Here is a 25,656-nt window from a genome sequence, read left to right on the forward strand (position 1 = left end):
AAAAGATAACAAATGTAAATAATAGAAGTCAATAAAGAAGGGATAGCCACTAAGCTATTCCTTCTTTACGTTAATTGCTGTTACTAATAAAAAATAAAATTTGAATTGCAATGTTTGCTTATCAAAAGGGAACTTGCTACCTTTTGAGGTAATCCGTTTTGTGGAAGACAATTATTTGCCAAAAAGGCTATTTTAACTATGTTTTAAATTATTTTGAGTGCATCAAAATCTTCATTTGTATTATAGTTGATTTAAAACCCAGTTTGTTGCATCTTCAAAGTTATCTGCAATGTAGTTTGGTTCAATATGTGCCCATTTGTCTCGGTACGTATGCAAAGCATCATACCCAGCGCCTGTTCGGACTAGAATCGTAGTTGCATTTACTTTTGCTCCTGCAACAATATCAGTCCAGCGATCACCAACTACAGCACATTGTGTTAAATCAAGCCCATGTTTTTTTGCTGCTTTAAGCAGCATGCCTGTACTTGGTTTACGGCATTCACAACCATCACCGTGTTTATGAGGACATACATAAATATCATCAAAACCGAAGCCTTCTAATTCTTGTACAAAATCGGCTACAGTTGCTATTCCATCTGCGATACCAGGTTGATTTGTGAAAGAGAAAATTTTTATATTTTTAGCTTTTAGTTTTTGCAAGGATGTTTTTGTGAATGGAAATAATGTAAAAGATCCTGGATAATGTATTGTAGTGTCACCACCAATTGTACCGTCACGATCAATGAAAATTGCTTTAATGTTTGTCATAGTTATAGTCCCTTCAATTATAAGTAGTTTAAAAATGTTTTACAAATCGGTAGCCATTTACTGCATATCCTAATTTTTTGTAAAAAGGATGAGCTTCTACTCTTTTTGTTCCACTAACTAGCCATGTGCCAATGCAATTATGTTTCTTTGCTAATTGCTCTGCATAATCCATCAATACTTGTCCAATGCCTTTCCGTCGTATGTTAGAATCGACGCTAATAATTGAAATCTCTCCATAACGTGTTACATCTTCTAAATTTTCACGTATACGAAATCCAAGTAATCCAAATATAGCTTCTTCTTCCTCGTAAACATATAAAAAATCAAACGGACTCATTTGTACGAATTGTAATCGATTGTTCATATCTTCATAGGAAATAGAGGAACCTTTTAATTCTTTCGTTAAAGAACAAAGTGCGTCTATATCATCTATCGTTGCTTCACGAATTTGAAAAGACATATTATCCACCCCAATAAAATGTAATCAAACATTTAATATTCTGTTAAAAAATGTTTTTTCCTGCTATGAAAATAAATATTTTATAATGATATATAGATAGTTATATGTTATTCTTTTCCTTGATTGTATTGGAAATGGAAAGAGGGGAAATGCATGTTAGAAGTAAATATCCGCTCAGCCGGATATGAAATAGGCGAAAAAACAATTCATGATATAGCTTTTTCTATCGAAAAAGGTGAACTAGTTGCTCTTATTGGAGCAAATGGTGCTGGGAAGAGTACGACGATAAAAACGATGCTCGGATTACTTGTAAATATGGACGGTGAAATATCATTCGGTGAAAAGAAAAATCCGTATGCATACGTGCCAGAACATCCAACATACTATGATTACTTGACGCTCTGGGAACATATTGAATTATTAATGGCTGCTCGTGGAAGTGAAATGGGAAGCTGGGAAGAACGAGCGGAACAATTATTACATACTTTTCGAATGGATAAGCATAAACATGAGTATTTATCAAAGTTTTCAAAAGGTATGAAACAAAAATCGATGCTAATATTGGCGTTTTTAACTGAGCCAGATTTTTATATCATTGATGAACCCTTTATCGGTTTAGATCCAGTAGCTACGAAAGAGTTTTTAAGTTATTTATATAAAGAAAAAGAGCGCGGAGCAGGAATTTTACTTTGTACGCACGTATTGGATACTGCTGAAAAAATTTGTGAAAGATTTTTACTCATTTCACAAGGTACATTAGTCGCAGATGGACATTTAGAATCTATTCAAATGTTAGCGGAAATGCCGGGTAGCTCATTACTAGACTGCTTTGATGTAATCGTAAGGCGTGAACAACATGATTAAACAACAATTTTATAAAAGATTACGCCATGAGCTTCAGCGGAAGTGGAAGTCTATACGTTCGGTAACAGATTGGACAGTCGCATTATATATTATTATACCAGCACTTATATTTATGGGAATCTATTATAGGTCACTATGGATAAATGAATTATCAACGGAAGAGACGATTTATTTCGGATTAGGATTACTCGCATTTTATCTAGTAACATATCCGAGAGGAGTTCGTTCATTTTTTGAGCAAGCGGATAGTTTATTTTTAATTTCGTATGCAACACATATGCAAAAATTAGTCCAGTATGGCATGATGTACACATTTGTTCGAATAGCGATAACGAATATAATATTAGTCGTTATTATGTTACCGGTGTTGATGAAAAGTATCGGAGTAACAGAGATACAAGTCCTATTATTTTGGGTATTCTTTACTATATTTCGATTTATGATGTCGTTGTTAACGAGATTTATTCATGTACATGCGGAGAAACGATGGGTTTTATGGATTGTAAAAAATGTAGTATTTTCTATGAGTGTGTCCTTTTTTGGAATTAGTTTATTTTTTATTTATAAAAATCCATTTTATTCAATTCTATTTATCGGTTTAGTAATTTTCTTAAGTAGTGTATTAGTAAAAGCGAAAATGAATTATAAAAAGTTCTTTTTTAAAGAAATTGAGAAAGAAAAGGAGGAAAGCATGCGCTGGACGAGCGGAATTATGCAAGTTGGTGGTCATGCGGCTAAACCGAGTAGTTCGAATAAAAAACCGTGGATGTTTCCGTACTCTAAAAGACTTTTAGGAAAAAAAGCTGATTCTCGTATTGTCGAATCTTTTTTGAAAGAATTTTTCCGTACAAGTACTGCACGAATATTTTATATTCAAATTGTATGTATCAGTACTGCAAGTATAATTATGACTCCTAGGTGGATTGCAGCTATTGTTCTCGTATTTGCTGTAGTTGCAATTTCTCGCTATGCACGTGATTATTGGAATGAATTTACGAATAAGATGTTTCTTCATTTATATTGTGATGAAGGGAACTTACTTTTGTTAAGATGGAAGGCAAATCGTTATTTACTACTACCAGCAATACTTTTGTATGGAATAGTTATACTTGCCCAGTTTTATTTATTGCCAGCTGTGATTGGTGGCATTATTTTTATTTTATTAATTGTATGGATTGTATTTTTACCATTAAAAAAGAGCCATTGACGGCTCTTTTTCTAGTCTGTAACACATTGATAAATAAAATATACTAAAACGAGTATGCTTACGGCGGAATACATGACATCTAAAGTCATCTGATCGCCTCCTTATTATTGTTGTATTTTTATTGTATGAAACCTTACAATTTCATATTCAAGTGAAAAATATGTGAACGTTAACAAAATTGTAAAGTGCAAAAATTACAATCATTTTGTATAATAGAAGAAACCACCGTTATATAAAAAAATAATGAGTGAAAGGGGAGGGAACATAAATGCCAAATTGGTTTAGAAAAACCTTAGTCGCATTAATTACCGTATTTACATTTGGTTTAGTGACGCCTCCTTCCATATTACTTGATAATGCCAAAGCTGCGGACAAGCCTACGAGCACAGCTGGGCAACAAAGTTTGGAGAGCACGTCCTATACATATGAAGAAACGAATGACAGGTTAACCACCGATACTTTTATTACTTATGCAATGCAAGAAGCAGAAAAGCAGTCGATGCAAAAGTTTGGTACTAAAATTGGTCCAGTAATTGAAGATGAGTTTAAAGATGTAATATTACCGAAAATTGAAGAGGCAATTGCTGAGCTTGCTAGTGATGTACCAGAAGATTCACTACAATCATTAGCGATTTCTCAAAAACCAGCTGGTGGAAATAATGAAAAGATTTTTCACGTCTACGATACGAAATCAGGAAATGATTTATTGCGTTTCCATGTAAGAAGAGATCATCCGCCGCAAGATGGTTATTATTTTAATTTCCATTATCACCGTTTTGATGATGGATACTCTGGACATCATGAGTTAGGAAATATTTATTGGAATACGAATGTACCGCCGAAATGGTTGTCTTAAAAAGAACAAGAGAAAATCTTGTTCTTTTTTATTTTTATAGAAGGGACAGACAACTATGTTGTTGAATAACATAGGTTTAGAAAAAAGAAGCAAAAGGAGTATGGAGATGCAAAAATATATTGTTTTTGACTTTGATGGCACATTAGTAGATTCACAAAATATATTTGTACCGATTTATAATCAACTTGCTGAAAAACATGGGTATAAAGCAGTAAAGGAAGACGAAATTGAACATTTACGTAAATTAACGATGACAGAGAGATGTAAACAACTCGATGTACCACTGTATAAATTACCGATATTAGCTTTGGAATTTTATAAATTGTATCAGCCTGCTATAAAAAATCTTGTTTTATTTCATGGGATGAAGGATGTATTAGATGAACTACATAAAACAGGATACGGTATTGCGGTCATATCATCTAACTCAGAAGAGCATATTCGGGCGTTTTTGCACAATAATGGTATCGAAAATATTCAAGAAGTGTATTGTTCTAAAAATTTGTTTGGTAAAGATAAAATGATAAAAAGATTTTTAAAATCGAAAAAGATAACAGAGCAAGATATGTTATACATTGGTGATGAACAGCGAGATGTAGCAGCTTGTAAAAAGGCTGGGGTGAATGTAATTTGGGTATCTTGGGGATATGATGTTATTGAAACAGTGAAAAAAGACGCACCCGATTATATGGTTCATAAGCCGATGGAAATTGTGCAAGTAGTACAAGGAGTGTATTCATCATATTGAATTTTGAGTAGCAAATTTAGAGGAATCCATTTCTTTTTATAGTAAGCTGTTTTCAATAATTGGATGGAGAAGATTAAATGAAGTAGCATATAGCACGGGAGAAAGTGAAATATAATTTAAAGAAGTAGATGAGGAAATCGTAAGGACGTTAGGTCCTAGACATATTTGTTATCAAGCTATTCATAGAGAAGTAGTTGATGAAGTAGTAGATTTTCTTTCTAGTACGAAAGTGAAGGTAATACGTAGTCTAATTGAAATGAATCATTATTCAGAAGGGTACTATACGATTGATTTTTACGATCCGAATGGATTTATTGTAGAAGTAGCCTATACACCAAATGCAGAAATATAAGGGGAATAGATATGAAGATAATTACAGCACGGCAAAACAATATACAAATTGTAAAAGATGCAGCGAATATTGAAGAAATTTCTAAAGGTTTCTCTCCAGATAAGAAATATGTAATTACGAATGCAAATAATGAAAAATATTTATTTCGGACAGGAGATATAAAAGAGTATGAAAGAAAGAAAATAGAGTTTCAAATTTTAAATGAAATGGTAAAACGTAACGTACAGGTACAAAGGCCAATTGAAATAGGTATATTGGAAGAAGGTGTATGCTATAGTATTTTTTCATATTTAGAAGGGGAAGATGCGAAGAAGCTATTGCCTACGTATTCACCAAAAGAACAATATGATATTGGCATAGAGGCAGGAAAAGATTTAGCAAAAATGCATACATATGAAGCTCCTAATGATATACTTCCATGGCATGAAAGAGCAATGAAAAAACATAGTAAATATGTAGAAGCATACAAAACATGCGGAATAAAAATAAAAAATGATGATAAGATTATTAAGTTTATAGATGAAAATGAAATGTATGTAAAGGATCGCCCAAATCGATTTCAACACGATGATTTTCATTTAGAAAATATAATTGTACGGGATGGGAAATATGTAGGTGTAGTTGATTTTAATGGTTATGACTGGGGCGATCCACTGCATGATTTCGTGAAAATTGCACTATTTGCAAGGGACATTAGTATTCCGTATTCAATCGGACAAATAGAAGGATACTTTAATAGGAGAATACCAGAGGAGTTCTGGAAATTATATGCGGTGTACGTTGGCATGACAGTTTTCTCATCAGTTGTCTGGACATTAAGAGCAGCACCACATATGTTGGATGATATGTTAGAGCGTCTTCATATTGTATTGGAAGATCATAAAAACTTTGAGTTATCAAAACCAAGTTGGTTTCAACCAGATAAGATTGATATGAAATAGAAAAGGTAGGTGTGATTCGCACCTACCTTTATTTTTTACCATCAAAATACTTATTTAATTTTCTTAAATGTAAGTGGCTGAGTACTTAATGTGGCTGGTACATGTAACTGAAGGGATGGGAATTCACCTCTTATATTCATTTCATAAGCGAATAATAAACTCATTTTCATTTGGAATAAGTCAACTTTTGCAGAGAAGATGTCGTAATGATGATGCCCTAATTGAATATCCATTTCCATAAATTGTACATATAACGAATCATCGCGTTTGTATACTTGTAATGTTCCATATGCAGGATGTTCAAAAGTACCAGTATAGTCCTCTAACTTGTGCGAAGGTGTAGTCCCTTTAATTTGTTCAGGGAGGGATTCAGTTGCTTCTTTCATCATTTCCTTCATTTTTTCAGTATCTTCTACAGCACGTTTATGCCAATCAATGGATTCAAATTCAAGTAATTCATCATAAATTTGATTAGCCAGATAAGTAGGAAGTAATGTTCCTCCAGCATTCGTTAAAATGACAAGGCCTATGTTTTCTGTTGGTATGAATGAAACAAGCGCTGAAAATCCATCGATATTACCGCCATGATGAATCACTTTTTTACCACGATAAGCGCTAATAAACCAACCAAGGCCGTAACTATTTAATGGAGATTCAGGGAGTGATAAAACCGGTTGGTCTGGAATTGAATTGTGTGGTGTATACATTTGTTGTAATAATTCAGAGGAGATTAATTCATGATCTCCAAATTTTCCTTCATTTAAGTGGAGAAGTACCCAATTTGCCATATCTTCAATTGTAGAATTAATACACCCAGCAGCGCCGACTGTATCGATGTTGCGGAATGGAACTGCTTTTATTTCACCGTCATTTTCAATGTAAGGTAAAGCATAATCATCTGTAGTTTGTGAATCGTTAACAGAGAAGTTTGTATGTCTCATATTTAAAGGTTCTAAAATATGTTCTGTAGTGTATTGCTCCCACGTTTGATTTGTAATGTTTTCAACAATGTAGCTAATTGTTGCATACATTAAGTTGTTATATAGAAATGCAGTCCGGAACGGTGCATCAAGTGGTAAATGTTTTATTTTTTCAACGAGATCTTTTCGAGATAACGAAGAACTGTACCAAAGAGCCTCATGACGACTCACTCCAGTTCGATGAGAAGCTAAATCTCGTCCTGTAACTTGTGAGCTAGCAAGTAGTTCAGATAAAGTAAAGTTAGGTATATAAGACTGGATAGGGGTATCCCAATTAAACTTTTTTTGCTGTGCTAACAAGCTTAATGAAAGTGTGCCAAACGCTTTCGTTGAGGAACCGATTGCGAATCGAGTATTCGGTGTAACAGCCTCTTTTGTTTCTATATTACGATAGCCGAAACCTTCTGAAATAATAACTTCACCGTCTTTTATAACAGCTACAGCAGCACCAGGAACATTTAAATCCTTCATCATTTTTTCAACCGCTGTTTGTAAAGAAGTCATAACAGGCGTTTCAATTTTAGACATACTTCTAACCTCCAAATATAAATTTTGTTCTACCGCACTATACTTTCGGTAATAGAAAATGAAAACCTTTTTAAATTTGGAAAGTTAATAATTTTGTAAGAATTAGCGGAAGAAATTTTATTAATTAGGATTATTAAATTTACCATTTTTCATGTTATGATAAATTGCATATACGATTGAAAGAAGGTTTTCCTACATATGAAACATGCTGAAAATGAATACTTAAATTTATGCCGCCATGTAATGGAACATGGTACGAAGAAAGAAGATCGTACAGGGACAGGAACTGTATCTGTATTTGGATATCAAATGCGTTTTGATTTGAGTAAAGGATTTCCTTTATTAACGACAAAAAGAGTACCATTTCGCCTTGTAGCAAGTGAACTACTTTGGTTTATGAAAGGTGATACAAATATTCGCTATTTATTGCAGCATAATAATAATATTTGGAATGAATGGGCGTTTAAGAGCTGGGTAGAAAGTGATGAGTATACTGGTCCTGACATGACGGATTTTGGTCTTCGCTCACAACAAGATGAAGAATTTAAAGTACAGTACGATGAGCAGATGGAATTGTTTAAAAAGAACGTTTTAGAAGATGATGATTTCTCAAATAAATATGGTTATTTAGGAGACGTTTACGGTAAACAGTGGCGAGCTTGGAAAACGACAGCTGGTGAGACACTTGATCAATTAAAAGATGTAATTGAAATGATTAAAAAAACACCAGACTCACGTCGTTTAATCGTTTCTGCTTGGAATCCTGAAGACGTACCAAGTATGGCATTACCCCCTTGTCATACATTATTCCAGTTTTATGTAGCGGACGGAAAGCTTTCTTGTCAGCTATATCAAAGAAGTGGTGACATATTCCTTGGAATACCATTTAACATCGCAAGTTATTCACTACTAACACATTTAATTGCACACGAATGTGGTCTTGAAGTAGGGGAATTTGTTCATACAATTGGTGATGCACACATTTATACAAATCATTTTGAACAAGTAGAAAAGCAATTGGCACGTGAACCACGTCCGTTCCCGAAACTTACATTAAATCCAGATGTGAAATCTGTTTTCGATTTTGAAATGGAAGATTTAACGATTGAAGGATACGATCCGCATCCAGCAATTAAAGCACCGGTTGCAGTATAATTGTAGAGGAGATGAAAAAATGATTGTTTCATTTATGGTCGCAATGGACGAAAATAGAGTAATTGGTAAAGATAATAATTTACCTTGGCGTTTACCGAGTGAATTACAATACGTGAAGAAAACAACGATGGGTCACCCGCTTATTATGGGAAGAAAGAACTATGAAGCGATTGGTAGACCGCTGCCTGGAAGACGTAATATTATTGTAACACGTAATGAAGGATATCACGTTGAAGGATGTGAAGTTGTTCATTCTGTAGAAGAAGTATTCGAACTATGTAAAAATGAAGAAGAGATTTTTATTTTTGGCGGAGCGCAAATTTACGATCTCTTTTTACCATACGTAGACAAGTTGTATATAACAAAAATTCATTATGCATTTGAAGGAGATACATTCTTCCCAGAAATGGATATGACAAATTGGAAAGAGATTTTTGTAGAAAAAGGTTTAACAGATGAAAAAAACCCGTATACGTATTATTACCACGTATATGAGAAACAACAATAATAAAGAAGATTGATGTGAGAATTCGCATCAATCTTTTTATTTATATTCACCAATATAAGTTTATAGATGAGATTCGATAGTGCTATAATGATAGGTAGCATGTAAAAATGCTAAAATTTTCAAAAGTACTAATATAGAAAGAGGAGGAGAATCGATTGAGAAAGATATGGGGGATTCTTTTTCTTTGCTTAACATTCATGTTAGTTGGATGTGGTAAAGAAGAAAAACCACAAGAAGTGTTTGATACATATGTAAAAGCGTGGAATAAACAAAAATTTGCAGATATGTATGATCAACTATCAAAAAATGCAAAAAAAGATATTTCAAAGAAAGAATTTACTGAGAAATATGAAAAAATTTATTCTGGTATCGAAGTGAAAGACTTAAAGGTAGAAACAGGGGAAGTAAAAGAAGATAAAAAAGATGAAGGCCCTGTTCCTTTTAAAGTAAGCATGGATACAGTTGGTGGTAAAATTACTTTTGGCCATGAAGCAAAAATGGTGAAAGAAAAAGATGGAGATAAAGAATCTTGGAAAATAGATTGGACTCCTGATTTTATTTTCCCTGGCATGACGAAAGATAGTAAAGTGCGTATGCAGACAACACAGCCAAAACGTGGTGAAATATACGATCGTAATGGAAAAGGTCTTGCAACAAATGGGAAAGCTTCTGAAATCGGATTGATTCCTGAAAAGTTAGGCGATACTGCTCCGCAAACGAAAGAAACAGTAGCGAAGTTATTAAATATGTCTGTAGAAGAAATTGATCAAAAATTAGTTGCTAAATGGGTAAAACCAGGGTATCTCGTACCAATTGGAATTTTGCCTGAAGGGGCAACGCAAAATACGTACATTGATTTACCAGGTGTTTCAACAAAACCTGTAAATGTTCGTACATATCCGTTAGGGGAAGCGGCAGCTCATCTGACTGGTTATATTGGAAAGGTAAATGCTGAAGATTTAAAAACGCTACAAAAGAAAGGCTATCAAGCTGATGACCCAGTTGGTAAAGCTGGTTTAGAGCAAGTATTAGAGGAAAAGCTACGCGGTAAAAAAGGTGGCCGTGTCTTTGTAGAAGATGCGCAAGGAAAAGAAATTAAAAACTTGGCAAAAACAGATGCTGTTGATGGAGAAAATGTAACTTTAACTATTGATAGTGCTGTTCAAGAAAAAACGTATAATGAAATGAAGGGCGAAGCTGGTTCAAGTGCAGCAATCAATCCGAAAAGTGGAGAAACAATTGCACTAGTAAGTAGTCCAGCATATGATCCTAATTTAATTGCACGAGGAACATCGAAAGCGCAACGCGAAGCTTGGAATAATGATCCGAAAAAACCGATGACGAATCGCTTTACACAATTATCGGTACCAGGTTCTGTATTTAAACCAATTACAGCTGCAATTGGTCTTGAAACGAAAACAATCGATCCAAAAGAAGAGTTGAAAATTGAAGGATTAAAATGGACAAAAGATTCTTCTTGGGGTAATTATTATGTAACGCGTGTGAAAGATGCAAATCCGATTGATTTTGATAAGGCGATGAAATACTCGGATAATATTTACTTCGCACAAGAAGCTTTGAAAATCGGAAAAGACAAGTTTATGAGTGAAGCGAAAAAATTCGGATTCGATGAGAAACTACCAATTGAATATGGATTCCCTGCTTCTAAAATTGCAAATGACGGTATTAAAAATGATATTCAAATGGCAGATACAGGATATGGACAAGGACAAGTATTAATGACTCCTCTTCATTTAGCTTTAACGTATGCGCCAATTGTAAATGATGGAACGATTCCATCACCGTATATTATTAAAACAGATAAACAACCAAAAGCTTGGAAAGAAAATGTAATTTCTAAAGGAAATCAGGATATATTAAAAACTGCTATGACGAAAGTAATTAATGATCCGGATGGTACAGGGAAAATTGCTAAGATTGATGGAATGACTCTTGCTGGAAAAACAGGTACAGCGGAATTAAAAGTATCTAAAGAAGCCGAAGGAAAAGAACTAGGCTGGTTCGCTGCATTTGATTTGAATTCGCCAGATATGGTCATTACAATGATGATTGAAGATGTAAAAGGTAGAGGTGGAAGTAACATTCCAGCTGAAAAAGTAAAACATGTTTTTCAAAAATAATATGTAATAAAAGGCTATCTCTATAATTTATAGAGGTAGCCTTTTTGTATGAGAAGTCTTAATATCTGTATACTAAATTTTAGAGAAACAAAATAAATCATTAACTTACGAAAAAAAAGTAGCTATTTTTTATTGACATTGAATAAAACTTTTTGTATTATACTTACATAAGGTAAGTTATTAACTTTTAAAAAACAAATCTTGAATTGAAGATAAAAAGAAAAAAGGGAGAGAATACAATGACAAAAGTACTATTTATCACAGCAAATCCAAATTCAGCAGAAGGTTCTTTCGGAATGGCAGTAGGGGAAGCTTTCATCGAGGCTTATAAAAACGAGCATCCACAAGACGAAGTTGTAACAATTGATCTATTCAATACTACTGTACCAGCAATCGATGCAGATGTATTTGCTGCTTGGGGTAAATTTGCAGCAGGTGAAGGCTTTGAAACTTTAACGGAAGCTCAACAACAAAAAGTAGCAGCAATGAACACAAACTTAGAAACATTTATGCATGCAGATCGTTATGTATTCGTAACTCCAATGTGGAACTTTAGCTATCCACCAGTAGTAAAAGCATACTTAGATAACGTAGCAATCGCAGGTAAAACATTCAAATATACTGAAAATGGTCCAGTCGGCTTATTAGAAGGTAAAAAAGCACTTCACATTCAAGCAACAGGTGGCGTATATTCTGAAGGAGCATACGCAGCTGTAGACTTCGGACGCAATCATTTAAAAACTGTATTAGGATTTGTCGGTGTAAATGATACTGATTATATTGCAGTTGAGGGTATGAATGCAAACCCTGAAAAAGCACAAGAAATTAAAGAAGCGGCAATTGCTAATGCTCGTGAATTAGCAAAACGTTTCTAATATAGAATGCTTAAAAAGTCCAAACACTTGCTGTTTGGACTTTTTTTCTTCTTTTTCCTTCGTTTGTCTAGTATAATGAAGGTCGGAATGATAATAGGTGGGGGTTCTGTATGATTCAAACGTTTTTTAAAATCTTTTATTTAATTTTAATTGTAATTGCGATTACACCGAGAATGTGGCGTCTTAAAAGACAAGTAAATACGATGGCGCCAAAAGAAAAAGATAATGCTGTGTATAAAACGACAAATTGGTTTGGTAAGAAAATGGTACGTGTAGCTGGAGGGACAGTAGAAGTGAAAGGGCTTGAAAATGTTCCGAAAGACAAGCCGGTACTAGTTGTAAGTAATCACCAAAGTAATATGGATATCCCTGTTTTACTAGGTTACTTAAATAAACCAATTGGATTCGTGTCAAAGGCAGAGATTAAAAAGTTCCCAGTTGTACCAACTTGGATGGAACTTATGAATTGTGTATTTATGGATCGTAGCGATCGTCGTCAATCTCTTAAAGCAATTAAAGATGGAATCGAACTATTAAAGAATGGACATTCTATCGTAATTTTCCCAGAAGGAACGAGAAGTAAAGGTGGCGAAGTTGGAGAGTTTAAGGCTGGTAGTTTCCATCTTGCAGTAAAATCAGGTGTAGCAATTTTACCTGTAACGTTAGATGGTACATATAAGATGTTTGAAGCGAATGGAAATCGTATGAAGTCAGCTCATGCAACAGTAACAATTTCTAAGCCGATTACACCTGAAGAGTATGCGAATATGGATATTAAAGAATTAACGAAGCATACACAGGAAGTTATCGCATCACAATTACATAAGTAATAAAAAAGGTTTCAGCTTATAGTAAGCTGAAACCTTTTTTATTATGCTGTAGGTAAGACATAAAAGAGTACACAGAAGAACATCATCGTACTACCACCTAAAACGAACAGGTGCCATATGGCATGGTTGAAAGGTAGCTTTTCCCAAAGGAAGAATATAGCTCCGACAGAATATAAAATTCCACCTGCTAAAAGTAGTGAAAAACCATGTCCAGTTAGATTTTCATAAAGTGGTTTAATGGCAACGATTATGAGCCAGCCCATAATGATGTAACATAAAGTTGATGCCTTTATAAAGCGACGTACAAAGAAGATTTTGAAGACGATACCTCCGATTGCAAGTGTCCAAATTATAGCAAGCAACGTCCATCCTAATGGGCCACGAAGTGTAATAAGTAGAAAAGGAGTATACGTGCCAGCAATCAATAAGTAAATGGCTGAATGATCTAAAATAGTAAATATTTTTTCTACTTTAGGATGATGAATGCTATGTAGCAATGTTGAAAATAAGTACAGTAAGAACATGCTTACACCATAAACAGTAAATGCGACTACAGCTGATGCGGTACCGTGCTTAGAAGCATGAATAATCAATATGATTAAGGCAGGGATGCTTAAAATGGCACCGATACCATGTGTAATTGCATTTGCAATTTCTTCTTTTACAAATTGGGTCATTCGTGTCATTTTTTCAGTCATAATGCAAATCCTTTCTACTATCATAAAATAATATGTCATTTCCCTTACCATATCATACACAAGAGCAATAGAAAATGAAATTTGTATAATTGATTATATTTTTGAATTTTTTTGACAAAAGGTAATGGATTTGTTGACGTTTTCAAACTTTTTTGACAAAATAAAATTATGTAATAGTAGGACAAGGAAACTACTAATAAAGGGGATGGGGAAATGTTTTCAAATATTGGCTTTCCAGGGTTAATTTTAATTTTAGTAGCAGTACTCATTTTATTTGGACCTAAAAAATTGCCGGAAATCGGGAAGGCTTTAGGGGAAACGTTAAAAGAGTTTAAAAAATCAACGAAAGAATTGACAGATGACGCATTTCAAGAAAAGGAAAAGAAAGAAAAACTGTAATGTATTTTCCTTGTAATGGATAAATAAAGTGTGGTGAACGAGATGGAAGATCGGGAAATGAGCGTAGTAGAACATATTGTTGAGCTTCGAAAAAGAGTAATATATACGGTGTTATCCTTTGTACTATTTTTAATTATTGGATTTACTTTTACAAAGGATATTTATTTTTGGCTTGTAAAAGATTTACCAATGAAATTAACTGTTCTCGGTCCAAGTGATGTATTGTGGATTTTTTTCTCGATTGCTACAGTATTTGCTATCGTTTGTACAATTCCTTTTGCTGCTATACAAATTTGGTTATTTGTAAAACCGGGTTTACATCCAAATGAACAAAAGATGACAATAATGTATATACCGGTATTGTCTATATTATTTATCGCAGGTTTATGTTTTGGATACTTTATTGTAATGCCGTTTCTATTTCACTTTTTAACTACGATAGGTAATGAAATGTTTAATACGATGTTTACGACAGAAAAGTATTTTCATTTTGTACTTAATTTAACAGTTCCATTTGCGGTGATTTTTGAATTGCCAGTTGTTGTAATGTTTTTAACTAGTATTGGAATACTTACGGCGGAATTTTTAATAAAAATAAGAAGGTACGCTTACGTAGCATTGATTATCATTGCATCTTGTATATCACCGCCTGACTTTTTATCTCATAGTTTAGTTGCGGTGCCGCTTATTTGTATTTATGAAGTAAGTATTGCTTTATCAAAGGTTGTTAGTAAGAGAAAAAAGAAAAGAGAAGAAATGCAGTCGAAAAGTGCCTCGTTATAAAGGCACTTTTTTATTTATTTGTTATACTATAGCTATAAACGTATACAATATATAGAAGAAAAAAATTATAGAATCTCCAAAATTTAGACAAACTTTGCGCTTTTATAAGCTTATACTAAATGTATTAAACAATTGATGGGTAATGAGGTTCCCGTCTCAGGGATATTTAGGACGGGAAGATGGATTAGGTGGAGATGAATAGAGTATAAATCTTCTAGCCATAAGGACTACAGAAATCATATAAGTCTGATTTTACTCCACTTTAAACAACGTCTTACAGCGCAAAGTAGAGGAAGTTCAAAAATCCAATGAAAAAGAGGATTGATATTGTGATTACGAAAAGTTTTTATTTCACTCATTCAACAGGGGATTGTATTAAAATATTCGAAATCCCTGTCCTACAGGCACAGCATCCATTATCGTTTCTAATTCAGTCTCGTCTTCAATTATTTATTGCAAAAATTCAAAAACAAAAACATCCAAGATTTTCATATTCTTTCCGTGAATATTTACAAAATTGTTTGAAGTGGAATGATTATTTAAATGTATATAAAACAAATACTCTTGAAAAAAATGCATGATATAGAGTAGAGACAGGGTTAGGAGCTCTGTCTTTTTCATTTTAGATATAAAAATATAATTAATTTGATGAAATTTCGTTCCAAATTGTTGAAAGCAATGGGAATACTAGTATAATAACAAGGAGAGCGTATTGGAAAGGGAAGAATATAATATGCAAAAAATTAAAATTGTAACAGATTCAACAGCAGATTTATCACAAGAGGTAATCGAGAAGTATGACATTCATGTTCTACCATTATCAATCTCTGTAAATGGACAAACATATTTAGATCGCGTTGATCTACAACCAGATGAATTTATTGAAGAAATGCTTAAATCAGAGGAACTACCAAAAACATCACAACCAGCAATGGGTACATTTGTAGAAATGTATGACAAGTTAGGTGAAGATGGAAGCGAAGTACTTTCCATTCATATGACAAGTGGAATGAGTGGTACTGTAGCAACTGCAAATAGTGCTGCATCAATGACCGATACAAAAGTAACAGTTGTTGATTCTCAATTTATTACACATGCTTTAGCATATCAAGTAATTGAAGCTGCAAAAATGGCAAATGAAGGACGCTCACTAGAAGAAATTTTAAAACGTGTAGATGAAGTAAGAAAGAATACTCGTTTATATGTAGTAGTAGATACATTAGAAAACTTAGTGAAGGGTGGACGTATCGGTAAAGGAAAAGCGTTTATCGGTTCGCTACTTAATATAAAGCCAATTGCTAGTCTTGAAGACGGTGTTTATAATCCTGTAACGAAAGTTCGTAGCCAAGGCCAAATTGTAAAAACATTAGCTAAGTTATTTGAGCAAGATACAGCTGGAAAAGTTGTAAAGGCTGTTGCAATTCCGCATGCGAAAGCAATTCCTTTAGCTGAAAGTATGAAAGCGGCGGTTGAAAAAGTGAGTGGGTTTGCTCAATCAGAAATTTTCTATACAACGCCTATAATTAGTACTCATACAGGTCCAGGTGCAATCGGATTTATGTATTTAGCAGAGTAATAAAAAAGCTACTTGAAAATATATTTCAAGTAGCTTTTTTATGTAAATAGAAAGTAAGAAATAAGAAGAGCTATACAGGCACTACCGCTAATGATATAGCGAGTCTGTAAATATTCATTCATAGCTAACACCCTTTATCCTGCTATTTGCGGACAGTAAAACTCCCACCTCAAAATTTAGCTGGAGCAAAGAAGTTAGGTGGCGGGCTGTCCGTAAAAGCCCGATTGGTGAAGGTTAATAATCAGTGGGGATAAAGAAACTCCCATTGATTAAAATTTCATTATAGGATTTTCTATATTATATGTTGGATATAGAAAATCAGTCGTTACGTTACACATGTAAAGTTTCAATTTTTTCATTTACTTGCTTATCATTTGTTGCGTTACTATAAATAAAAGTTTGGCCTAAAAAGAGTACATGCAGTTGTTCCCATGGTAACATGCGCAAATTCCAATTATTTCGAAGTCTAGTTATTGCTTCACGAGGTGTTTCATCGGCGAGTGCAAAAGCTCCGTAATGCATCGGTATAAAATGCGTAGCGTTTAAATCTAAATAAGCTTGCACAGCTTCTTCGGGTGAAACATGAGATACTTTCATAAACCATTCTGGTTCATAAGCGCCAATGGGCATAAGAGCAATATCAATTAAAAAGCGTTCACCGATTTCTTTGAAACCTTGGAAATAGCCACTGTCGCCACAAAAATATATGGTTTCCATAGTCGTTTCATTATCAATAATCCATCCGCCCCAGTGAGACGTATTCATATCAAATAAGAATCTTCTCGTCCAGTGCTGAGCAGGTACGAAGTGAAAAGAAACTTCGTTAATTATCGTACTTTCCCACCATTTATACTCTTCTACATGTTTAAATTTCTTACGAGTAAATAATTTTTTTAATCCGATAGGTACAAGATATAGAACATCATCATTCAACTGACGAAGAGTTGAAAAATCTAAATGATCATAATGACCATGTGAAATAAGGACAATATCAATTTTAGGCAGTGCTTCTATAGAGAGTCCAGGTTCTGTAAGTCTTGTAACTAGCTTTAATTTATTGGCCCATACTGGATCTGTTAATATATTAAGTCCATTCGTTTGGATAAGAAAAGTAGAATGCCCAATCCATGTGACAGTCGTTTTTTTTACATTACTTTGCAAAAATGCACTTTGTTTAACGGGTGATTGTTCTACTAAGAAAGAAAAATCTTTTTTGTTTTGCTTTCGTTCTTTACGCCAGCGTAAAAAAGAGCGAATTGATTTTTTTGTACTAACATTATCCATATTTTCATAGCGCTTTGCCATGAACATCACCTCATTTACAATCGTTGTATTTGTATTGTACCGAAATGTTGTTAAGGAATACAGTGTAAAACATGGATTAATGTTTAAGGAATTGTTAAAAAATAGGGAGAGGTATTTACAAAAGTAACAATAAAATTAGTTTTATCAATTCTATTTATAGAAATAATAGTAAAAAAATATATTTTGTCTAGTAATTCGCTTGAAATAAAGAAGTAACATACGTAAATTCGTACGATTTCGTGAACAAATGTAGTAAACAATTTTCTCGTAGTGTTAACTTTTGTTATTATAAACATAACCTATTTAAATTTAGGATAGAGAAAAGAGGTTTATAAATGAAGCGTTATCAAAAAATAATTGGTCTTATGGTTGTATTTTGTCTCTTTGTACTTGCTGGATGTAGTGAATCAGGTTCAAAGCTTCGTAAACCATTAAATTGGGATTTAGAAACTTTCCAATTTACAAATCAAGATGGAAAGCAATTTGGTACAAAAGATTTAAAAGGGAAAGTTTGGGTTGCAGATTTTATGTTCACAAATTGTCAAACAGTTTGTCCACCAATGACTGCAAATATGGCCAAGCTGCAAAAGATGGCAAAAGAAGAGAAGATAGACGTTCAGTTTGTTTCATTTAGTGTAGATCCAGACCTTGATAAGCCGGAAAATCTGAAAGCTTTTATTCAAAAGTTTACAGAGGATACTAGTAACTGGAATTTATTAACGGGATATTCGTTAGAAGATATTACGAAGTTTTCAAAAGATAATTTCCAATCACTTGTAGATAAGCCGGAGAATGGTCAGGTCATGCATGGTACATCATTTTATTTAATTGATCAAAACGGAAAAGTAATGAAAAAGTATAGTGGAATTAGTAATACGCCATATGAAGACATTATACGTGATATGAAGCGATTAGTGGATTAAAAATAAGGGTGCTATGCACCCTTATTTTTTTTGCATTAGTCTATGGATAAAATGTCATGTTGTTGGGGAAGTTTCGGCGCCCGAATTTCTAATACGCCGTTTTGATAAGAAGCTTTTGCTGCTTTTTTATTAATTGAATACGGCAACTTAATCAATCTTGATGCTTCTGAAATGGAACGTTCCCGGCGATAATAGTTATGGGATGTTTCTTCTTCTTCTTCGAGTATCTCTTCTTTTACAGAGACTTTTAAGTATTCACTTTGTATTTCAATTTGAATTTGCTCTTTTTGTATACCTGGTAGTTCAGCTGTAACAACGAGTTCTTCACCAACTTCATATAAATCTACAGGGAATGTTAATAAACGGTTTCCTTTTTGGAAAAAATGATTTAAATCAGCGATTACATTGCGAAGAGGTGTTTGCTCGAAGAAATCATCAATTTGCTTTAAGTAATTACGAACCGGTGGGCGAGAAGAATCTTTTTTTTCTTCACTCATGGTATTCCCTCCTAGAAATCAATTTGCAATATCATATGACAAAAGCGGAGAAAGGTGAGTGCCTAGTTTTCATGTTTTCATAAAAAATTGTTAAAAATGTGAAATGGAGTGATTTTTTTATAGTTTTTGGTCGCCATATTCAGTTGATTATGCTAGTATAAATAGGGTTGATATAGTAGTATAGAAACAGAATGAAAACCGAAAGAGGGTAAGAAGTATGTGTGGTTTTGTAGGATGTTTATGTGAAAACCCTAGAGAGTTTTCAGAAACAGAAAAACATCAATTTGAAAATATGAACACGATGATTTTCCACCGTGGTCCAGATGACGAAGGATATTTTCGTGATGAACATGTACAATTTGGCTTCCGCCGTTTAAGTATCATTGACTTAGAGGCAGGACATCAGCCGCTAACTTATGAAAATGATCGATATGTAATTATTTTTAATGGTGAAATTTACAACTATGTAGAATTACGTGAAATGTTACTTGAAAAAGGTGCAACGTTTGCAACACAATCTGATACAGAAGTTATCATTGCATTGTATGCACATATGAAAGAAAAATGTGTAGACTATCTTCGTGGTATGTTTGCATTTATGATTTGGGATCGTGAAGAGAAGAAACTTTTCGGTGCACGTGACCACTTCGGTATTAAACCTTTATACGTCGCACAACAAGGTGATACTACATTCTTCGCATCTGAGAAGAAAAGTATTATGCATGTGATGGAAGATAAAGGAGTTAATCCAACGTCACTACAACATTACTTTACGTACCAATATGGTCCAGAGCCAGAAACATTAACAATTGATGTTAATAAAATTGAGCCTGGTCATTATTTCGTAAAAGAAATCGGTAAAGAGATGGAGATCCATCGCTACTGGAAACCTTATTTCAATGCTTCAAGCGCAACGAAAGAGGAGCATATCCAAGCAATTCGTGATGTGTTATACGATTCAGTAAAAGTGCATATGCGCAGTGATGTACCAGTAGGTTCATTCTTATCTGGTGGTATCGATTCATCTATTATCGCTTCTATCGCAAGAGAAATGAATCCAAATCTTTTAACATTCTCTATTGGTTTTGAACAACGTGGTTTCAGTGAAGTTGATGTTGCCAAAGAAACTGCTGAGAAATTAGGCGTTAAAAACCATAACGTATTCATTTCAGCGAAAGAGTTTATGGATGAGTTCCCAAAAATCATTTGGCATATGGATGATCCTTTAGCAGATCCAGCAGCTGTACCATTGTACTTCGTTGCAAAAGAAGCACGTAAGCATGTAACAGTTGTTCTTTCAGGTGAAGGTGCAGACGAGTTATTTGGTGGTTATAACATTTATCGTGAGCCAAACTCACTAAAAATGTTCTCTTACATTCCTAGCCCAGGTAAGAGCGTTCTAAAAGCATTAAGTGGTGCTCTTAAAGAAGGATTTAAAGGTAAGAGCTTCCTAGAGCGTGGATGTACGCCAATTGAAGAGCGTTACTATGGAAACGCGAAAATCTTCCGTGAAGAAGAAAAAGTTGAATTAATGAAGTATTACAATGAAAGTGTTAACTATATGGATATCACGAAACCATTGTATAACGAGATTAAAGATTATGATGATGTAAGCAAAATGCAGTACATTGACATGTTCACATGGTTACGTGGTGACATTTTATTAAAAGCTGATAAAATGACAATGGCAAACTCATTAGAACTTCGTGTACCGTTCTTAGATAAAGAAGTATTCGATGTTGCATCTAAAATTCCAACTGAATTTAAGATTGCTAACGGAACTACGAAAGCTATTTTACGTGAAGCAGCACGCGGAATCGTTCCAGATCACGTATTAGATCGTAAAAAACTTGGATTCCCAGTACCAATTCGTCACTGGTTAAAAGACGAAATGCATGATTGGGCTATCAATATTATAAACGAGAGTAAAACAGAGCATTTAATCGACAAGCAGTATGTATTAAACTTACTGGAAGCACATTGTGCAGATAAAGGCGATTATAGCCGTAAAATTTGGACTGTCCTTGCGTTTATGGTATGGCACCAAATTTATGTTGAGCATAAATACGATACGAATAAGTTCCATGAAGAAACAAAACGTGCGTATAGCTTAGTTTAATTAGAAAAACCTTAAGATCGCATACGGTCTTAAGGTTTTTTTCATAAATAGGAAGTATTATTGATACAATAATAGTAAAAGGATGGACAACATATGATTACGTTTGAGAAAGTTACCGTAGAAAATGAAAGCGTTGTTAAAGAAATGTTTAAATCGCATAGTTTAGGTGAGAAAAAGGTACAGTACTGTGTGAAAGTTGATGATACATATATTGGTGTAATAGATTATAGTGTTCAAGAGGAACGAGCTGTTTTATCACAGCTAATTATTCATTTTGATTACCAAGGTTACGGTTATGGTGCAAATACGTATTTTACATTTGAAGAAATGATGAAACAAAGAAATGTGAAAGAAATAAAAGTGCTACAAGAGGAATTAACAGAAAAGGCGAAGTCTTTCATAGAGAGTTTTGGTTTTACTTCAGAAGATGAAGAGTATGTAAAGAAAATATAACGATGATTATTTATGAGATAAAATAAATATAAGGCAGGTGGATGTATGACGATGACTTCTGGTCTTGTATTAATTGGAGGGTGCTTTATAGTAGCAGAATTATGTCATATACTCATTCGGAAAAGAATGAGTAAGAAAAAAAAGCCGTATGAATTACAATACGTCCCTGTCTTTTTCATTATGTTTTGTATGCTTAGTACATTACAAAATCTAATGAACTTTCCACCACTTGTGAATGTTTTTTTTAAGTTCGGTTTACTTTATAGTGGTGCTGGAATAACACTTTTATTTATTTTATTTTGCATACGTTATGTTCACTATCAATCGTATATATTTATTTTAAATTGGTTAAAGCAAGATGATAGAAAACGCCTTACATAAGGCGTTTTTTTTATTTGTAATTGTAACAGAACTTGTACATTTCACATAAAATAGGACGAGTAGCAATGCAAACATATTACAAGAAAGGGGCGGGGCAATAAAATGAAACTTGTTATAGACGCAGGGCACGGTGGATATGATTCTGGTGCTGTTGGTAATGGTTTAGTAGAAAAAAACTTAACACTTCAAATTGCTAGACGCGTTCGAGACATTTTAACGGTAAATTACCCAATTACAATTAAAATGACACGTGATAGTGATGTGTTTATTTCTTTATCGGAACGTGCTAATATTGCCAATGCTTTTGGTGCGGATTATTTTATTTCATTTCATATTAATAGCGGCGGGGGTACAGGTTTTGAAAGCTATATTTATAATGCGTTATCCAACAGCAGCACTGCATATGCAAAGCAACAAAAGATGCATACAGCAGTAAATCCTGTATTAACAAAATACGGTCTTCGTGATCGAGGAGCAAAAAAAGAAAATTATGCGGTATTAAGAGAAACCGCAATGGATGCAATTTTAACTGAGACTGCCTTTATTGATACAACGTTTGATGCAAATTTATTAAAAAATCCACAATTTATTGAAGATCTAAGTCAAGCGTATGCGAATGGAATAGCGGCTATTTTTGGAGTAGCTCCAAATCCACAACCTCCTAACCCACAACCGACACCTCAAACGAAGGGAATCGCTTATATCCTTGGGAAAAATGTAAATTTAAGAAATGGTCCATCAACTTCTTCCTCAGTTATTCGTCAATTAAATTCTCCAGAATCTTACGTTGTATATCAGGAAAGTAACGGATGGTTAGATTTGGGGAATGGACAATGGGTGTATAATGATCCTTCTTACATTAATTTTGTAAAGACAAGTAATAGTGATGGAAGTCCGATTGGGGTTGCATATATACAAGGGATGAATGTAAATTTAAGAAGTGGTCCATCAACTACATCTGCAGTTATCCGCCAATTAAATTCTCCAGAATCTTATTTAGTATATATAAATGAAAATGGTTGGTTAAACCTTGGTGGAAATCAGTGGGTATATAATGATCCATCGTATATTAAGTATACTCAATATTAGCAATTAAAATGATAATGCAATATGGATGCGTATCTTTGTTATGTATAACAAAGATACGCATTTTAATAACAACATTTATTTTCATACTTATGCACTAAGTTTTAAAAAGAAACATTAGAAAAGCGGATAGAATCTAAATAGTATATATTAAAAAAGTTTTCTGATATACATTGACAATGTATGTAGGATACATTAATCTTTAATTGTTAATGATAATCGATTTCATCTAGGGAGGACATATGATACATACTAAAAAACTAATTATGTTCTGCATTATGATACTCATGGTTGTAATTGCAGGATGTAGTAAAGAAGTGAAAAAGGAAAATGATATATCAGCGAAAGCAAAAGATTCATATACGGTAAAGCATGCAATGGGCGAAACGACAGTAAATGGTACACCTAAAAAAGTTGTTGTTTTAACGAATGAAGGTGCAGAGGCTCTTCTAGCTGTGGGCGTAACTCCAGTGGGGACTACAAAACCACGTGCTGGTGATGAATGGTATCCTCATGTAGCGAAAGAGTTAAAAAATACGGAAGTTGTAGGAACTGAACGTGATATTAATTTAGAGGCTGTAATGAAGCTTAAGCCAGATTTAATTATCGGAAATAAAATGCGTCACGAAAAAATATATGATCAGCTAAAAGAAATCGCACCAACTGTTTATGCAGAAACATTACGCGGTGATTGGAAAGAAAACTTTACGCTTTATACAAAAGCTGTAAATAGAGAAAAAGAAGGGCAAAAAGCTCTTGATGATTATAAAAAACGTATTGAAGGAATGAAAGAGAAGTTAGGCGATAAATTGAATTCTAAAGTTTCTATTATTCGTTTCGTGCCAGGTGATGTTCGTATTTATCAAAAAAACTCATTCTCGGGAGTTGTGTTAAATGATATTGGGTTTAAACGACCACCATTACAAGATAAAGATGATTTTGCGATAAAAGGAATTACAAAAGAGCAAATTCCAAATATGGACGGAGACTACTTATTCTATTTCACGTCTGATAAAGATGCAGATAAGAATAATGAAGGAAATTCGTTAGCAAAGGAATGGACAGAAGATCCACTCTTTAAGCAACTACAGGCTTCTAAAAATAATAAAGTATTCCAAGTAGATGAGGTAATCTGGAATACAGCAGGCGGTATTAAAGCTGCGAACCTTATGTTAGATGATATTGAAAAATATTTCCTTAAATAAATGATAAAATACATCACTTTTACGAAGTGATGTATTTTTTGTTTGTGAAAATACAGAAAATTCCTTCTTTCGGGGTGACATAAGTTGTACAATAAAATCAATCATGTGATAAAGGAGTGGGGAAGAATGAAAGCTACTCATAAAGATTGGATCTTGTTTAATGGGAGAATGATTAATACGAAGGAAGAACAGCCGATGGTCGCATTAGAAGAGCGCGGTTTCCAATTTGGTGATGGTATTTATGAAGTATTTAGACTATACGATGGCAAGCCTCATTTATTAGATTTACATTTAGAACGATTCTTTAACTCTATGGCAGAAATAAAACTAATTCCACCATTTACGAAGGAAGAATTAGTAGAAGAGTTATATCAAATGATTGAAAAAAATCAATTTCAAGAAGATGGGAATGTATATTTACAAATATCAAGAGGTGCACAACCGCGCAATCATGTATATGAATCAGATTTACAACCGACATATTTTGCAAATCTTGTTTCGTTCCCAAGACCAGTTGCTTCAATGGAGGCAGGGATTAAGGTAACAGTAGAAGAGGACATCAGGTGGAAGTTTTGCCATATAAAATCTTTAAATTTGCTTCCTAATATTATGATCAAAAACAAAATAAATGAACAAGGATATCAAGAAGCAATATTAGTACGGGATGGCATTGTGACTGAAGGGTGTCATTCCAATTTCTTTATTGTGAAAAATAATAAGTTAATTACACATCCAGCGGATCATTTCATTTTACATGGTATTACACGTCACTACGTGATTACATTAGCGAAAGAGTTACATATCGAAGTAGAAGAACGAGAGTTTTCGTTACAAGAAGTATATGAAGCTGATGAGTGCTTCTTTACAGCGACGCCACTTGAAATATTCCCAGTCGTTCAAATTGGTGATGAACAGTTTGGAGCTGGTGAAAGAGGACCAATTACGAAAAAATTACAAGCTGCATATGAAGAGAGTATTCGTTTGTTTAAAGTGACAAATTAATCATGAAGAAAAAAGC

27 protein-coding genes and 1 pseudogene are annotated in these 25,656 nt (G+C 33.8%); 22 read left to right on the top strand and 6 right to left on the bottom strand.

From position 1 onward, the window contains the following. Positions 1-240 precede the first annotated feature (240 nt). Complete coding sequence (locus CQ064_RS12145; RefSeq protein WP_000181782.1) at positions 241-768, bottom strand: HAD-IIIA family hydrolase; 528 nt, start codon at positions 766-768, stop codon at positions 241-243. A 28-nt stretch (positions 769-796) separates the two neighbouring features. Then, positions 797-1,228, bottom strand: coding sequence for a GNAT family N-acetyltransferase (locus tag CQ064_RS12150; protein ID WP_000009775.1), 432 nt, complete (start codon positions 1,226-1,228; stop codon positions 797-799). A gap of 153 nt (positions 1,229-1,381) precedes the next feature. On the opposite strand from CQ064_RS12150, the gene CQ064_RS12155 reads away from it, so the two are divergent. The 6 genes and pseudogenes from CQ064_RS12155 (at position 1,382) to CQ064_RS12180 (ending at position 6,196) form a co-directional block, all read left to right on the top strand. Continuing rightward, on the top strand, positions 1,382-2,092 hold the full coding sequence (locus CQ064_RS12155; protein ID WP_000895234.1) for an ABC transporter ATP-binding protein: 711 nt from the start codon (positions 1,382-1,384) through the stop codon (positions 2,090-2,092). After that, positions 2,085-3,299, top strand: a complete 1,215-nt coding sequence (locus CQ064_RS12160) for an ABC transporter permease (protein ID WP_000595455.1) — start codon at positions 2,085-2,087, stop codon at positions 3,297-3,299. Before CQ064_RS12155 ends, CQ064_RS12160 begins: the two co-directional genes overlap by 8 nt. A gap of 268 nt (positions 3,300-3,567) precedes the next feature. Further along, on the top strand, positions 3,568-4,155 hold the full coding sequence (locus CQ064_RS12165) for a YpjP family protein (protein WP_001134421.1): 588 nt from the start codon (positions 3,568-3,570) through the stop codon (positions 4,153-4,155). A 106-nt stretch (positions 4,156-4,261) separates the two neighbouring features. Beyond that, the gene (locus CQ064_RS12170; RefSeq protein WP_001174995.1) at positions 4,262-4,903 is read left to right on the top strand and encodes an HAD family hydrolase; all 642 of its coding nucleotides are present in this window, start codon (positions 4,262-4,264) and stop codon (positions 4,901-4,903) included. Positions 4,904-4,931: 28 nt separating this feature from the next. Beyond that, a pseudogene (locus CQ064_RS12175) lies at positions 4,932-5,255 on the top strand (VOC family protein). An 11-nt stretch (positions 5,256-5,266) separates the two neighbouring features. Further along, positions 5,267-6,196, top strand: a complete 930-nt coding sequence (locus CQ064_RS12180) for an aminoglycoside phosphotransferase family protein (RefSeq protein ID WP_000692075.1) — start codon at positions 5,267-5,269, stop codon at positions 6,194-6,196. Positions 6,197-6,246: 50 nt separating this feature from the next. Here the strand turns inward: CQ064_RS12180 and CQ064_RS12185 are convergent, their stop codons facing one another. Beyond that, the gene (locus CQ064_RS12185) at positions 6,247-7,704 is read right to left on the bottom strand and encodes a serine hydrolase (RefSeq protein ID WP_000034317.1); all 1,458 of its coding nucleotides are present in this window, start codon (positions 7,702-7,704) and stop codon (positions 6,247-6,249) included. 198 nt (positions 7,705-7,902) lie between these two features. On the opposite strand from CQ064_RS12185, the gene CQ064_RS12190 reads away from it, so the two are divergent. The 5 genes from CQ064_RS12190 (at position 7,903) to CQ064_RS12210 (ending at position 13,213) form a co-directional block, all read left to right on the top strand. Continuing rightward, on the top strand, positions 7,903-8,859 hold the full coding sequence (locus CQ064_RS12190) for a thymidylate synthase (protein WP_000679600.1): 957 nt from the start codon (positions 7,903-7,905) through the stop codon (positions 8,857-8,859). Positions 8,860-8,878: 19 nt separating this feature from the next. Further along, a complete protein-coding gene (locus CQ064_RS12195; protein WP_000637207.1) occupies positions 8,879-9,367 on the top strand; it encodes a dihydrofolate reductase in 489 nt (162 codons plus the stop codon). A 155-nt stretch (positions 9,368-9,522) separates the two neighbouring features. Beyond that, positions 9,523-11,508 (top strand): penicillin-binding protein 3, encoded by a 1,986-nt coding sequence (gene pbpC, locus CQ064_RS12200; protein ID WP_001227261.1) that lies wholly within the window; start codon positions 9,523-9,525, stop codon positions 11,506-11,508. 239 nt (positions 11,509-11,747) lie between these two features. After that, the gene (locus tag CQ064_RS12205; RefSeq protein ID WP_000170028.1) at positions 11,748-12,383 is read left to right on the top strand and encodes an FMN-dependent NADH-azoreductase; all 636 of its coding nucleotides are present in this window, start codon (positions 11,748-11,750) and stop codon (positions 12,381-12,383) included. Between the two features lie 110 nt (positions 12,384-12,493). Beyond that, a complete protein-coding gene (locus CQ064_RS12210; RefSeq protein WP_000616582.1) occupies positions 12,494-13,213 on the top strand; it encodes a lysophospholipid acyltransferase family protein in 720 nt (239 codons plus the stop codon). Positions 13,214-13,254: 41 nt separating this feature from the next. Here the strand turns inward: CQ064_RS12210 and trhA are convergent, their stop codons facing one another. Beyond that, positions 13,255-13,911, bottom strand: a complete 657-nt coding sequence (gene trhA / locus CQ064_RS12215; protein WP_000136890.1) for a PAQR family membrane homeostasis protein TrhA — start codon at positions 13,909-13,911, stop codon at positions 13,255-13,257. A 213-nt stretch (positions 13,912-14,124) separates the two neighbouring features. Between trhA and CQ064_RS12220 the strand changes: the two genes are divergently transcribed. The 4 genes from CQ064_RS12220 (at position 14,125) to CQ064_RS12240 (ending at position 16,669) form a co-directional block, all read left to right on the top strand. Further along, positions 14,125-14,310 carry a twin-arginine translocase TatA/TatE family subunit gene (locus tag CQ064_RS12220; protein ID WP_000492442.1) on the top strand — a complete coding sequence of 62 codons (186 nt, stop codon included), beginning with the start codon at positions 14,125-14,127 and terminating at the stop codon, positions 14,308-14,310. A 42-nt stretch (positions 14,311-14,352) separates the two neighbouring features. After that, positions 14,353-15,093 (top strand): twin-arginine translocase subunit TatC, encoded by a 741-nt coding sequence (gene tatC / locus CQ064_RS12225; RefSeq protein ID WP_000390119.1) that lies wholly within the window; start codon positions 14,353-14,355, stop codon positions 15,091-15,093. Between the two features lie 329 nt (positions 15,094-15,422). Next, entirely contained in the window at positions 15,423-15,674 is a 252-nt protein-coding gene (locus CQ064_RS12235; RefSeq protein ID WP_000629012.1) for a DUF2535 family protein, read from the top strand. Between the two features lie 152 nt (positions 15,675-15,826). After that, positions 15,827-16,669 (top strand): DegV family protein, encoded by an 843-nt coding sequence (locus CQ064_RS12240; RefSeq protein WP_021036079.1) that lies wholly within the window; start codon positions 15,827-15,829, stop codon positions 16,667-16,669. A 330-nt stretch (positions 16,670-16,999) separates the two neighbouring features. On the opposite strand, the gene CQ064_RS12245 is transcribed toward CQ064_RS12240, so the two are convergent. Then, positions 17,000-17,974: an MBL fold metallo-hydrolase gene (locus CQ064_RS12245; protein ID WP_001129640.1), complete on the bottom strand. Its 975-nt coding sequence runs from the start codon at positions 17,972-17,974 to the stop codon at positions 17,000-17,002. Between the two features lie 335 nt (positions 17,975-18,309). Here CQ064_RS12245 and CQ064_RS12250 point away from each other — a divergent pair, with 335 nt between their 5' ends. Continuing rightward, on the top strand, positions 18,310-18,897 hold the full coding sequence (locus tag CQ064_RS12250) for an SCO family protein (protein ID WP_000833332.1): 588 nt from the start codon (positions 18,310-18,312) through the stop codon (positions 18,895-18,897). Positions 18,898-18,932: 35 nt separating this feature from the next. On the opposite strand, the gene CQ064_RS12255 is transcribed toward CQ064_RS12250, so the two are convergent. Continuing rightward, on the bottom strand, positions 18,933-19,394 hold the full coding sequence (locus CQ064_RS12255; RefSeq protein ID WP_001288086.1) for an Hsp20/alpha crystallin family protein: 462 nt from the start codon (positions 19,392-19,394) through the stop codon (positions 18,933-18,935). A 217-nt stretch (positions 19,395-19,611) separates the two neighbouring features. Here CQ064_RS12255 and asnB point away from each other — a divergent pair, with 217 nt between their 5' ends. The 6 genes from asnB to dat all read left to right on the top strand — a co-directional run bounded on the left by asnB (position 19,612) and on the right by dat (position 25,640). Further along, the gene (gene asnB / locus CQ064_RS12260; RefSeq protein ID WP_000333826.1) at positions 19,612-21,513 is read left to right on the top strand and encodes an asparagine synthase (glutamine-hydrolyzing); all 1,902 of its coding nucleotides are present in this window, start codon (positions 19,612-19,614) and stop codon (positions 21,511-21,513) included. 93 nt (positions 21,514-21,606) lie between these two features. After that, positions 21,607-21,966, top strand: a complete 360-nt coding sequence (locus CQ064_RS12265; RefSeq protein WP_000627519.1) for a GNAT family N-acetyltransferase — start codon at positions 21,607-21,609, stop codon at positions 21,964-21,966. A 51-nt stretch (positions 21,967-22,017) separates the two neighbouring features. Continuing rightward, a complete protein-coding gene (locus tag CQ064_RS12270; RefSeq protein ID WP_000200464.1) occupies positions 22,018-22,347 on the top strand; it encodes a hypothetical protein in 330 nt (109 codons plus the stop codon). Positions 22,348-22,449: 102 nt separating this feature from the next. Next, positions 22,450-23,436, top strand: coding sequence for an N-acetylmuramoyl-L-alanine amidase (locus tag CQ064_RS12275; RefSeq protein WP_000779885.1), 987 nt, complete (start codon positions 22,450-22,452; stop codon positions 23,434-23,436). A gap of 239 nt (positions 23,437-23,675) precedes the next feature. Beyond that, positions 23,676-24,638: an ABC transporter substrate-binding protein gene (locus tag CQ064_RS12280; protein ID WP_000581995.1), complete on the top strand. Its 963-nt coding sequence runs from the start codon at positions 23,676-23,678 to the stop codon at positions 24,636-24,638. 126 nt (positions 24,639-24,764) lie between these two features. Continuing rightward, positions 24,765-25,640 carry a D-amino-acid transaminase gene (gene dat / locus CQ064_RS12285; protein ID WP_000648385.1) on the top strand — a complete coding sequence of 292 codons (876 nt, stop codon included), beginning with the start codon at positions 24,765-24,767 and terminating at the stop codon, positions 25,638-25,640. The last annotated feature ends 16 nt before the right edge of the window (positions 25,641-25,656 follow it).

Origin of the sequence: Bacillus sp. MYb78, from assembly GCF_002975115.1 — a bacterium.
GTDB classification, from domain to species: Bacteria; Bacillota; Bacilli; order Bacillales; family Bacillaceae_G; genus Bacillus_A; species Bacillus_A cereus.